The organism is Clostridioides sp. ZZV15-6597, from assembly GCF_020657815.1.
Classification (GTDB): Bacteria; Bacillota; Clostridia; order Peptostreptococcales; family Peptostreptococcaceae; genus Clostridioides.
Window position 1 is genome coordinate 60,843 of sequence record NZ_JAGWCT010000001.1, and the last position, 13,497, is coordinate 74,339.

Annotated in this window: 7 protein-coding genes; 1 reads left to right on the forward strand and 6 read right to left on the reverse strand. The window is 28.6% G+C overall.

The genetic code is table 11. The annotated features are described in order from the left end of the window. Nucleotides 1–3 precede the first annotated feature (3 nt). The 5 genes from KGF52_RS00390 to KGF52_RS00410 form a co-directional block, all read right to left on the reverse strand. On the reverse strand, nt 4–2,073 hold the full coding sequence (locus KGF52_RS00390) for a BppU family phage baseplate upper protein (protein WP_227838750.1): 2,070 nt from the start codon (nt 2,071–2,073) through the stop codon (nt 4–6). An 11-nt stretch (nt 2,074–2,084) separates the two neighbouring features. Then, on the reverse strand, nt 2,085–2,240 hold the full coding sequence (locus tag KGF52_RS00395) for a hypothetical protein (RefSeq protein WP_018112698.1): 156 nt from the start codon (nt 2,238–2,240) through the stop codon (nt 2,085–2,087). 1 nt (nt 2,241) lies between these two features. Next, nucleotides 2,242–4,164, reverse strand: a complete 1,923-nt coding sequence (locus KGF52_RS00400) for a tail fiber domain-containing protein (RefSeq protein ID WP_227838751.1) — start codon at nt 4,162–4,164, stop codon at nt 2,242–2,244. Nucleotide 4,165: 1 nt separating this feature from the next. Beyond that, the gene (locus tag KGF52_RS00405) at nt 4,166–5,881 is read right to left on the reverse strand and encodes a phage tail protein (RefSeq protein ID WP_227838752.1); all 1,716 of its coding nucleotides are present in this window, start codon (nt 5,879–5,881) and stop codon (nt 4,166–4,168) included. A gap of 517 nt (nt 5,882–6,398) precedes the next feature. Beyond that, nucleotides 6,399–6,554, reverse strand: coding sequence for a hypothetical protein (locus KGF52_RS00410; protein ID WP_227838753.1), 156 nt, complete (start codon nt 6,552–6,554; stop codon nt 6,399–6,401). Between the two features lie 258 nt (nt 6,555–6,812). On the opposite strand from KGF52_RS00410, the gene KGF52_RS00415 reads away from it, so the two are divergent. After that, complete coding sequence (locus KGF52_RS00415) at nt 6,813–6,974, forward strand: hypothetical protein (protein WP_018112694.1); 162 nt, start codon at nt 6,813–6,815, stop codon at nt 6,972–6,974. 200 nt (nt 6,975–7,174) lie between these two features. Here the strand turns inward: KGF52_RS00415 and KGF52_RS00420 are convergent, their stop codons facing one another. Beyond that, entirely contained in the window at nt 7,175–13,378 is a 6,204-nt protein-coding gene (locus KGF52_RS00420) for a hypothetical protein (RefSeq protein ID WP_227838754.1), read from the reverse strand. Nucleotides 13,379–13,497: the final 119 nt, after the last annotated feature.

Consider the following 13,497-nt stretch of genomic DNA (forward strand, 5'->3'; position numbering starts at 1 on the left):
TTCTTATTTAATTTCATAAGAATATTTTTCAAGTTCTATACTATTAGCTCCAGCATTTGTACTGGTGTTTGAAATAGTTTCTATAAAATTGTCATCTAGCTCGTGTATGTATTTCACTTTATAACAAGTGAAAGGAATGTCTATTTTATTAAAAATAACATTCCCTTCACTACCAAATATTCTTCTTCTGTCTGTGTCTAATCTTAGACCTTCGATTGATAAGATACCTTTTGAATCAGTTAAATTGTCATACCATTGACCTACTTCATCTACTGCACCAGATTCTAATTCTAAATAAATTAATATATCTAAGACTTTATCAGATAGAGCATCATACTTGGCTTTTAAACTGTCTAATTGTTGACCTAAATTTCCACCCTCTTGTAAAACTTTAACACTAGCATCTAATTCATTCACTGCATCTGATATATTTTTAGATACTGTACTTAATTCACTTGAACCAACTTTATTTTGTATTAAATTTATCTTCTCTAAGTTAGTAGCTATATTACTTTTATTTTCATTTATCTTAGTTAGACTCTCATCAAATTTTGCATCAATTTTAACACTAGAATAAGTACTATCTAGTGTTGTTATATTATCATTTATTGTAGCTTGTATAACTTCTTTATTTGTATTACCATTTACAACAGTTACTTTTACATCTATAGCTAATTCATTAAAAATATCTATCGTATTATTATCTACTACAGTATAAGAATTAGTCATACTTTTTTTAGTTGATTCATCGAGTATCGCAACGAATATATTTTCTGTAACAAGATTATGATTAACTGTAAGTTTAAAATATTCTCCATCAGCAATCCAATCAGATTCGGAATAAGATTTACTAAATGCTATATTAGTTGCAGCAGATGTCATCTCGGCTATTTTTTCATTAACCTTTTCAAAATCATAAGTTAATCTATCCTTTAAAGTGTCCTTTACAGTTCCATCAATAGTTTCTCTAGCTTGCATTAACTCGCCTCTAGCATCAAGGCTTTCAAGTTCTTCAAATCTATTTTCAAATTCAGTAATCTTATTACTTACAGTAGTTGTCATATCTGTCTTAGCAGTATTTACTTCAACTATTTTGTCATCAACTTCTTTTATTTTTGTATCTAATTTTAAAGTACTTTCATCAATACAATCTTCAACATTAGATATAACCTGATTTACTTCGTCAAGTTTATAGTCAATCTGTTCTTGGTTATCTGTAAGTTTATCTTCAAATGTCTTATCATATAAATCAAAAGTGTCATTAGCTCTAGCATCTAAATCTTGAAATTTCTTATCTGTTTGAGCTTGCACATCAAGCATTTTGTCATCAACAATATTGTCTATTTCTTCAGATTTAGCATCTATCATTTCATCGAGTTGTAATTGACAGTCAGTAAGTTTGTCATCTACTTGAATTTGCATATTTTGAATGGATTCTTCACGATTGGCTTCTTGATTTTGACGTGTTAACTCATTAAACTCTCTTTCTTCTTCTTGTATGTTTCTTATATCTTCATTGTAAATTCTAATTTGTTCTGCTTTATCTCTTACTTCTTCATTTCCTAAGATAGTTATTTCAAGCTGTTCAACTCTTTTAGTCAACTCTTTATTATTTTTTATAATTTCTTCTGCTTGGGCTATTATTACTAATAAAACTCCATACTCATCAGTTGAAGTGATATCATCATCATTAATCATACCCTCTTCAACTCTATAATAAAGATTTGTAGTATTAATTAGAGTTCCATCTTTCACAAGGGATAGTTGAAATGTATTTATACCAACACTTGCTAATGCTTGTCGACTAAGTTCTATCTCTACAACTCCATTTTCTGCATCTACAACTTCACATTCACCATTAACCTTTTGTCCATCACTTTTTGTAATGCTAACTAAGACCCTGTCATATTCAGACAAATCTATTATTTCATCTTTATTTTTCAATATTGCTTCAATATAAGCTGTTTTAACATCATTTTCATTATAAATAAAATAGTCTAGTAATCTTTTGTTTATCCTATAATTACTAAAATCTACTTCTATGGTATGATTCTTTATTTCATAATTTTTCAAAGTATCACATCCTATTGTTCTTTATTTTGTTCTTCTAGTTCTTTTTTCAAGTTCTCAATTTCTTCTTGTTGTTGCATGTTAAGTGCCTTATAAAGTATTAGTTCATTATATAAACTTTTTATTTCTTCAAATGCTACTGTATATGCTTTTTGTAAATTTACTTCCATATTAACACCCTCCTAAATTATTAATTTTCTCATTTAATTCATTAACTAGTATTTCTAATTCTTCTCTCTTTTGTATTTCTTCTTGAAGTGCAGTTGCCACAACTGTTGTATAACCAGATGGACTAAACATTAATCCATTTTCTTCTCCATAGTCATATAGAAATGTTTTTCCAACATAACTATCTTTAAAATCATTAGCTATAAACCCTATTTGACTATCTGCAATTGTCCTATCTTTTTCTGCTATATAATCAAATGTTGCTGGTTTAAAATCATCTCTTATAAAATCTAAAAATGGTGTTGGAGTTATGCTTGAACGAGTTCTATTCTTAATATCTTTTATGTATACTATATTCTCTTTAAACTTTTTATCAGATTCACTCAGAGTAGAACGAGCATATAAATATCTCCATTTATACTTCTCACAACCTAAATCAGTTACAGAACGCTCTGGATAAAATGAATATCCTACACCTAAACTATCTCCATTTGTAAATGTAAAAGTAGCTCCTCCACATCTTACAAAAGTATCATCTCTTTCAACAATAAAGTGTTCTTCTCCATCAACATATATTTCAGCAGTATCATATCCTACCCAAAAATAATTATTGCTATCATATTTTAATCTTATAGCTGATGCTTGACTAGCACCATCTGATTGTCTTGCATCTATTGCAAATCCAGACCTGCTACTTCCAAATAATCGTATTATTGGTTCATGACCACTAGGAGTTGTCAATATATCACATGCTATAGCTCCTTGATTTACTGTTAATCCATTCCTATCTATTTCTACATAATTAGATATATCATTAAAACCAAATTCAATTTTATCGGGTTTAATTCCTATTATTGAACCACTGTTGTTCCTCGTGACCATCATAGTTATATCATCTTTAGTCAATTTAATTTGAGCAGAATTAGTTTTAGTTACACCATCCACTCTAGCTACTTCTAATTTTATTTCTTTAGCTGTAGCGTTTATTTGTGCAAATTCCTCTGATATACTTCCACCCATACCTGTTATATAAATTTTATCTACTGTATTTTTAAGTTCATTTATTTTTAAGTTGTATTGAGCAGTTGCATTTATAGCTAAAATTCTATCTGAAGGTGTAATTATACCATCTGAAATAACTGAATTGATTATAGATTTTAGATTGGTATTTGATGCATCCAATGCTGATTTTGAAGTGTTTATTGCTACCAAGTCTACACCAGTAGTTCTATCAATAAGTTTTTGTAACTCTGTATATAAACTGGCTTTATCTGTATCTAATAAATTAAGTTCAATATCTATCTTTTCTTTTTCTTCATCTGTAATCTCATTATCATTAAAATAATTAGACAGGTTAGAACTAAATGTTCCTAAGTCTGTATTTAACTTAATTATAGCCTTATTTATGTTTTCTCTTAATGTTATATTTTCTTGTGAGCCACCAAAATTTTTAGTTACTTCTTTTACTAATATGTTTACATTTTCAGCTCTCTGGTCTATAAGAGACATATTTTCTTTTATATGAGATGCATCTTCTTGTACTTCTAAAACAGTTTGATGTATTCCATCAATATCTTTTTCAATAACTACAAATTTTTCATTATGTTCTTCATCAGTCTCATATAATCCCCAAATCTGTTCTTCAGTATTTTTTCTTGAATTACCATCAAAAGATATATTAAATATTGGTGAGTTTATAGGAACTTCTGTATGCTTTCCATTATCATTTACAACTACTAAAAATTGACTACTTCCTTCTGGTAATCTTACATTAGATACCTTTAATGTTGCTGGATTATCAACATCCCAATATATATATTTTTTATTTGTTTCCTTGTCTACTACTTGATAAAGTGTGTTGTTATAGGTTACAATTACTCCAGTAATTCTTATCCAGCTATCTGCTGGGGAATTATCTAATATCAATTTATATCAACTCCTTTTGTATATTTTTCTTAGGAATATATTCGTCTGGTAGGTTAATTCTCTTCTTCTGTTGCTGAATAAATAAATGTCTTTTAGAGTTTAATGTTCTTGTTGCATGTTCAGCTTTAGTCAAATAATCAGCTATAGTCCTTTTATCATCTTCTTTTATTTTTTTGTTACTTAATGTTAATTCTAAAGTATCCAATTTACCATTTTTCAAATTCTGAGTAAAAGATGTAAAGTATACTAATTCTTCTTCTCCAGATTCTTTGCTATGTAACACTATAATATCTCCTAAGCTTAAATCACCCTTCCAATGCTGTCTAAAATTAATATCTATTATTCTGTCTAAAAAGTTTATAACATCTAGTGTCCATTCTTTAGTTGGGATACATTTTAAACTCAATTGTCTTTTACCTTCTGCTATTAAATCTTCAACTTTTAAAAAAGCATCATTTGTATAAGTATCATAATAGAGAAATTCGTTTAATTCATCTAATAGAGCTTCATTGAATATTAAATATCCATCCTCATCAGTTGAAGTTTCTCTCTTACAAAGAATATTTATATCTTTTATACTTTCATCTAACTTTGCTATTTCTTCTTCTAAATGTTTTATTTGAACATCTAATATGACCTTTTCATCTTCTAGCTTACTTATTTCTGCTGCTAACTTAGCTGATTCTATTTCATTTTTATGTTCAGGATTATCATATGTTTTCTTTATATCCTTCTTAGCTTTTATAGTCTCTATTACATGTAGCCATTCATTGCTTTTGCTGTCACGTTCTCTTTGTTTCTTAAGCTTTGTATCTATTAATTCTCGCCAAATTGGCTCTCTTATTTCATTCATTTCCTGGTATTTCTTTATAGCTCTACTAAGTTCTTCGCTCATTTCTTTATTATCTAAGAAATAAGAATAATTCTCAATGTAATTATATCCTGTAACTGTAGCTCCTATTATATCCATGTCTTCACTGCCTTCAAGCTTCAGTCTAGTTACTATATCATCACTATTTGTAGTTCTTTCAAGTGATTTTATATAGTTATCATGAGATAAATATAATTGAATATTATCTCCAAAACTATCTATATGATATAAATTAACTAAATTATTGTAAGTATCAAAATCGGCTATACATTCAAATTGTTCTTTTAGTTCATTATTAAAATAATCTAACCAGTTAGAATTAATACTCTCTTGCCATCTTACCTTTTCTCTCTTGTTACCTTCACTATCAGTTTCATAAGCAATTGAATCATCTACATGACCAAGTTTCCAGCCCGTTTCTTGTTTTAAATAATCATTAAGAGATATAATAGATGCTTCTTCATCCTCGGTGAACATCTGTAATCCATAATCCTCAATATTTACGTCAATCTTTCCTAATTTAACCTCTTTTGATTTAGCTGTTACTACCTTTAATTTATCATCTGTGGTTACAACATTCTTAACCACAAAGTATTCTTTGTTATTAAGACAAATAAGACGTTCTTCTTTCATTTCTTCAAATAGAGGATTTATTACTTTAGAGAATTGAAAACGTTCTGTAATATATTTTGTAATGGTAAGTTGTATTTCATCTACTCCACCAAGCTCACGCTTTATAGAATTTAGAAAATTGATTGGAATTTGACCTAAAAATGACTTGTTCATCTTGTGAATGGTTAATGTGTAATCAGATTTTATCTGTTTAAGATTCACATTAAAATGCATATTTTATCACCTTCTTTGTATTAGAAAAGCCCATCAATTAAGATGAGCTAAAATATTTTATTAATTGTAAAATTATGGTATAATCTAGTATAGTAAGGAATTTTAAATCGAAAGTGCTAAGAGTGGTTGTTTTCTATATTTAGCCTACTTCTTCAAAGGAAGGAGGTGAGCCTCGCTTTATTTTTTTATAGGGAGGTGAATTTATGGAAACAGTAGTGTTTAATATTTGCCTAAATATTGCAACAAGTTTAATAGCTTGTTACATATATGATAAAGCAAAAAACCACTCAAACGCCAATAAGAGTGGTTTCAAAAGATAAATTGATTTTTAATTAACTTTAAGGAAACAATCACTCTTTGTATTAAGTAGATTAAATTCCTTACTTTTATTATATCATAAATACGTTTTTTGTAAAACAGATTCGTTTACAGTTAATAAATAAAAAATCACTAGATAAAGACAATTACTGATATCAATTAATACATATTTAAAATAGGTATATTATAAATCATTTCATTATTCAAAATTCACTTCAATATCTTCAAGGTCTTTTTCATTAATATTTAGGTCTTTCAGAATCTCGCTTTGAGATATTAGTTCTTTTTCATCTATATCTTTCATTCTTATTTCTGTCTCAATAAGAAGTTTACAATCTTCTATATTATTTATCATTTGCAACACCTCCTTAAATATATACCAGAATAGAAAAAGAGCCACTGTTTAAGGTGGCATAGATAAGTAGTAATTCTTGTGTAAAATTTTTAAATTTTCTGTTATCTGTATTATATCTTTATTCTACTCCTGTCGTCAATATAATATTAAATTTAACATTATGGAAAAATATGGTATAATATTTTTAGAGACTACAGTTTAGACTATTAGGGTGATGGCTCTTTAGTTAAAATCCCCAGTAAGAAAGGGGGTGAGACTATGGAGTACTTAGTTTTGTTTTTAATAATGATAATTATGATTACAAGAATAATCAATCATTTGACAAAGCTAATAGATGCAATCTTAAACTTGAAAGCATCTATTAGAAAACTAAAGAATCACCAGACTGGCGGGTCTAGTGATTCTGAAAGTAATACATAAATCTATTCTTTTTATTGTTAACTTTAAGAACTACACCCTACAGCAAATAGTTTGTAGTCTCTTTTTTTATGTCCCTATGATATAACTTTATATCATTTATATTACTATTATACCATATACATATTATTTTTGAAATAAAATCTGGATTTTGTTAGAGAAATCCGGATTTCTATTTAAAATCCTTTGTCTACATAAATAATCTATGACTTAATATTTTCTACTATTTTTCTATATACTCTATTCTCTAAATCTCTACCAAACTTCTCTAAATCTTTCATAGTGTCTTTGGTTACATTTCCTTGAACAACAAAAAATGGGGAATTAAAATTAACTGCTGATGTTGGAGATGCACTTCTTGAACGAGAATTTGAAAGAGGATTATAATTAGGCATAGCAAATTTACTTAAATCTAACTCATCTAATATGTCATTAATATCTTCTAATGTCTCTTTACCTTCTTTTAACCTATCAAGCCATTCTTGTTTAGTAACAGAACCCATTGCCAACATACCATCTTCATATTTGTTTATATATTCAATGATAGCATCTTGAAGTTTCTTAACTTCTCCATCTAAACCTACAAACTTACCACTTGAAATTGCTTCATTAATTAAATCAACTAAGTTTTCATCTGAATATTTCTTCTCTAATTCTTCTTTTAATTTATCTGCTTCTTCTTGTAGTCTGTCAGATTCCTTGTCATACATATCATTGACTTGGTCGTCCACATGGTCTTGTACTAAATCCTGTAATTTCTTCTGTTCTTCTTTTAATTGTTTTTGTAAATCTTTAAGTTTCTTCTGACCACTTAAAGAACTATCTCTTTCAGCTATTGCTATTTGTTTTTCTAAATCACTTATTACATCTTGTTGCTCTTCATAATCATCTTGATATTTAGCTTCTTTTCTTGAATCATTGTAAGCATCTTGTTGCTTTTTAAGAGAATCAATTTTAGCTTTAGTTTCCTTATCTATTTCTTTAAGTCTCTCTTCAAGCTCTTTTTTATACATGTCTCTAATTTTCTCTTGTAGACTTTGAGCTTCTTTGAGCTGGTCTTTATAAGCATCTTGAATCTCTTTATTTAATGCTTCAATTTCTTCCTTAGATTCAGCAATTTCCTTATTGGCATCAGGTATTTTATTTATCAATAAATCCAAATATCCCTCTGCTGCCTCTTCCATTCTCTTAAATTCTTCATCAGTCATATTCTTTTTAAGTTGATTTTTATGTTGAATGAAGTTAGTTATATCACCATTATCTCTAAATGTAAATCCGTAGCCTTGTAGTTTTTGCTGTAGCTCTTTTTGTGTTTCTTGAAGATATGCTGTTGTTTCAGATAGTTCTTTAGCCTTCTTGGCCATTAACTCTTTTTTCTTTTCTAACAACTCTATCTGCTCATCACCTGTAGCATTTTTAAGTAATACATCTATCATTGCTATTTCATTATTTACTTGCTCTACATCTTTATACATAGAAGTCCATGTGGAATTCTTATTGAGTTTCCACATTTCTTCTTGAGCTTTCCTTAATTCCTCATTGTGTTCTTTAATTTTATTATTGTATTCTTCCCATTCTTGCTCACACTTAGGTAATTCTGTAAATGTAACTTTAATATATTCTTCAAGGACTTTCTTAGTTTCTTCTAACTCTTTTTTTCTGGATTCATCTTTTTTATTTTCTTTATCTCCAGACTTTGAATTTAATTTGTCTAATTCTTTTTCTATTGATATTAATTTTTCTTCGTAATTAGTTAGATTTCCAGTATCATCAAACTTAAAGCCCATTTTCTTTTCTTTTAATCTATTTTTAAGTCTGTTACTTTCAGCTTTATATCCATCTTGTTGTTGTTTTATTAAATCTTTTTGTTGAGCAAATAATTTATTTTGCTCTTGTAAATATTTAATCTTCTCATCACCTGTAGCATGTTCCATTTTTTTATCTAATAGAGCTATCTCATTTGTTACTGCTGATATAGCATTTTCTAACTCTTTAAATAATTCTATGCTATATTTTACAGATGAGTCTATTGTGTCATTATTTATTGTAACTTTAGGTTTGATTACTTTGAAAGCTGATGTGGCTCTTGATACTGCTCTTGAGAATAGAGATGGCTTTGTTACAGGAGTTTCGTCACTTATTGGTGCTGGTTCTGATGCTCTAGGTTGGGATAGATTAGCTGGGATTGGTTGAGATGACTCTAATAACGTTTTAGCACTTTTTCTATTACTTTTTAATCCATCTAGTACATTATTTGCAAATTGAGAAGCTATACCCCCTAGAGTTCCTACTGTACGAAGATGTGCCGTTATTGTAAAGCTCTTATCACTTAGTTTTTTATTCTCAGTTTGACGGATTGTAGCTAATGCAGCAGAATTATTGGCCTTAAGTTTAGCCCATTTATCTTTTAGTGTTTTTTTATCAACACTATCTATATCATTTATAGCTCCTTCAACTGCTGCTATTACTTCAACTTGTTTTTCAGGTGGTAATTTTTCTATTTCAGCAATTAATGAATTAATATCTCCATCAGCTAGTGATTTTATTATATTTATTTTTACATCTTTGTCTAAGTCTAAAGCATTTAAATTTTCAACTTCATCTAGTGCATCAGGATTGTTTACTATTAAATTAGCTATAATATCTTTGCTTTCAGGAAAATCATTATAAAGTTGTTCTATCAAATATAATTTATCTTCATTGTTTAACATAAAATTAAGAACTTGATTTTTTTGTTCATCTGAAGTTGATTCATATAATTTTGTGGCTCTCTCAAGTTCATCTGCATTTTCTACAGCAAAATTAACAACCTTACTTTTTGTTTCCTCTGGAGCATTATCATATAGTTTTTGAAATGCTTCAGCCTTTTCTGGATTTTTAATTATAACTTCAGCAAATACCTTTTTATCTTTTTTGTCTTCTAATCCATCATATATAGATTTCATTTTATCAAAATCATCTAAACCATTTAAATTTATACTATAGTCCATAGCTACAGTTGGATTATCCATGAGCCATTTTTGTACAGCTTCATAGTCCTTTAAATTTTTTAAACTATCAACATTATCAGTTATAAATTTATTAGTAAAAGTTGAATCTGATGGAAGATTTTTGACTATATCAGCAAAAACTTTAACCTGTTCGGTTTCAACACCTGATGATTCTAGTTTTAATTTAACATCATTTCTGCCTTCAAGCTCTTTAAACGAATCCAAAGTATTTCTAAGTTCTTCATTTTTCTTTAATTTAAGTTCAATTTGTTTTGTTGTAGGTGTATTTAATATATCTTCAACAAGCTTTTCGGCTTCTTTATCCCTTGAAAATGCAACACTTTTAGGATTCGGTTTGTCTTTTAAAACCTTTTTAGTAGATTCTTTAGCCTCTTTAACAGGGTCTTTTTTATCTTTGTCACTATTTATTTCTTTTAATTTTTTTTGAATCCATTCAATGGTATCTGATGCTAAATCTTTGACTTCTATAGTAAACAGCTTATTAGAAATACTTACAGAACTTATAGTCTCTATATTCCCCATAGCTCCTTCTATATCTGCTATGACTTTAACCTGTTGCTCAGGAGGTAAACTCTTAATAGCATCTCCTAAAGCATCAACATCTCCTTCTGATAATGCTTTGTAAATATTAATCCTAACATCTTTGTCCATAGGTATTTCATTTAATGATTTTATTAACCCTTGGACACCTTCTTTTCCTTCATTTTGCTTTAAATATATCTCAGTTATTTTTTTTTCTGGAATATGTTCTAAGGCATCTTTTACGCTAACAGAATTGTATAATGCATCTCCTGCTTCTGTTATAAGATATGTTTTAAGTTCAGATGGAATTTTCTTATATACATCTGATACTTCAACAGCTTTTTCTAATCCAACTCCGTCAGCTTCTAGTTTAGTTTTAAGTTCTGAAGGTACTTCAGCATATTTAGATGTTAAATCTAATATCTTTCTACCACCTTCATCTGCACCTTCTTCTTTTATGATAGTTTTTACTTCTTCTGGAAATTTATCATAAATTCTTTTTACTGAATCGGCTTCTTCTAATGTTGTAGTTGGATTAGCTTTTATGACTGTGATTACCTCTTCTGGAAGCTCCTCATATCTTTGCTTTAAGTTACTTATTATTTGTTCTGCATTAGCTTGACCTGAATCATCACTCAAAAGTATTTCTGGAGTTATAGTAAACTTACCTTTTCCAAATTTACTATCTAAATCACTTTGAAGTTTAGTTATATCTGGGTCACCAGTTTGTAATTCCATTAAAACATCCATTGTAAACTTTAATACATCAGTAGAATTTGCTCCAGTTCCTAACAAGGAATCTATCATGCCTTTAACTTGACTAGGAACTTCTTTAGTATTTTTAATATCAGTTAATATATTTGCGTCAACTTTTACATCTCCAGTTATTGTAGTTGTATCTAATATATTCTGAATACTATCAAACTGATTCTGGAGTTGCATTGCAAATTTATCACCATTTGCCAAATCTAATTTTGTCTTACCAAACTTCGCTAATAATGTATTTATTGATGTCATATCTTTAATTCCATTAGGATTAACTTGACCAAATAAATTTTCCCATATATTAGCATCAGTATTAGTTGCTTTAGCTATACTCTTAGCTGTTTTATCTATTGTTTGATTATATTTTTCTATATCTTGTGTTCTAGCAAATTCTTCATTTGCATCTTTAAGAGTTTTAGATAAATCTCCTACATCAACTTTTCCACTTCTAACAGCAGTAAGCAATTTGTTAACTGCCTGTTCTGTGTCTACTAGAGTATCTGGTGTAACTTCACTAAAATCAAATAAACTTTCAAGCCCAGCAAAATTAGACTTATCATTGCCTTCTAATCCACTATAAAGAGTTTTATTCTTAATGTTAGAAAATATTCCATCTCCTATTTCTTTCGAATACCCTTGAATTTTATCTACTTGATTTCTATACATTTCATCATATTTGAAATATATTTTTTCTTCTTCTGCTTTAGCTGACATTAATTCATTTCTGGCTTTATCTCTTGCTCTACCAGTTGAATTATTATATTTCTCGATTGCTTTTTCTTGTCTTTTTTTATTCTTTTCAACTTCTGCTGTATAATTTTCTTCTATTTTTACAAGCTTACCAGTTTCACTTTCTCTCATTCTTTCTTCTAAAGTTTTATTTACATCTTTACTTGGAGAATTTAATTTTTTAGCAGCAGTTTCTGCATTATCACGTTTATCATAGGACATTAATCTTTCTTTTGCATTAATAGCTCTATCTATTTCAGCAATTAAATCAGTAACCTGACCTTTTAAAATAGGTATGCCGTTTTCATCTGTTCCTATAACTGCATCTGGTTTTATTTTTGCAATCTGTTGTTTTAGTTCATTTAATCTATTATTATCTTCTTTAGACTTATTTTCTTTTTTAGATAAATTATCATATTCTTCTGCAAGTGCTTGTAATTGAACTTTTTGGCTTTCATATGAATTGATTTGTTGTTTTGAAGCTTGTATATTTTTCTTTCTAGCTTGATATGCATTTTCTTCTCTATTGGCATAATCATCTAATGCTTTTGACAATAAACTTATCCCAGCAAACACAGCAGTTAAAGCAAAAGTATTTCCTATAGTGGAAGCAAGACCCTTTCCAAAATTTACAATGCTACTTCCTGCAAATGCTTTCCCAATATTTTTTACGCCATCACCTATTTGAGTTTTTATATTCTTAGAAGGAACACGTAATGTTTGATTATATTTTTCGTAAGCTTTTTCATAATCTTTAATTACTTTTATTTCCCTATTCCTTACTCTTTCTAAATTAGATGTTGTAGCTGTAATTTTTGATATTTTACCTTGCTGAGATGTCATTATTTTTGTAACAACAGAATTTGATTTAGCATTTTTATTAGATGATTCTGTGTTTTTACTTATAGCTTTAGTATATTGATTAACAAATCTTGTTGCTTTTTGATAATCATCAAATCTAACTGATGTTCTTTTATTATCAAAAGCACTAAATCCTGCACTCCATAAATTAGGAACATTTTTATTCGTTCCCAGTGATTTTATTGTCATAAATAATGATGATAAAGTTCCTAACGCTAATGGAAGAGACATATGTATTTTATCTGCTGCCTTAGTTATATTATTTAATGCGTTGGTAATACCAGATAATCCATCTAGTGTACCTTTAAACATATCTGTCGATATAGTATCTGTAACTAATTGTTTAAGACTTTCTTTTAATTTTATAATTTTACCTTCTGCCGAATTTATGAATCTCTCATTTTCCTTACTGGAACTACCTAGCACTTCTCCACCAAGCCATGAACTTTGGAATTTTTTTCGATTGTTATTAACCAGTAGTTTTTTATCTACTGCTCTGGAGGTTTCCCTCATTTTCATCGACTTGTCATTTCAAGTCCAGTCTAGCATATCTTTTGTACTCATAACAAAGACCATAAAGCCACAGAGCCTCTTGGAGATATTATATTCTATTTCTAGTTTCAATCTCTATGCGTTGC

Bases quoted from the DNA above. Each gene is read 5' to 3' on its own strand.
- KGF52_RS00405 (WP_227838752.1), bottom strand. From the start codon at position 5,881: ATGCATTTTAATGTGAATCTTAAACAGATAAAATCTGATTACACATTA.
- KGF52_RS00415 (WP_018112694.1), top strand. From the start codon at position 6,813: ATGGAGTACTTAGTTTTGTTTTTAATAATGATAATTATGATTACAAGA.
- KGF52_RS00420 (WP_227838754.1), bottom strand. From the start codon at position 13,378: ATGAAAATGAGGGAAACCTCCAGAGCAGTAGATAAAAAACTACTGGTT.
- KGF52_RS00395 (WP_018112698.1), bottom strand. From the start codon at position 2,240: ATGGAAGTAAATTTACAAAAAGCATATACAGTAGCATTTGAAGAAATA.
- KGF52_RS00410 (WP_227838753.1), bottom strand. From the start codon at position 6,554: ATGATAAATAATATAGAAGATTGTAAACTTCTTATTGAGACAGAAATA.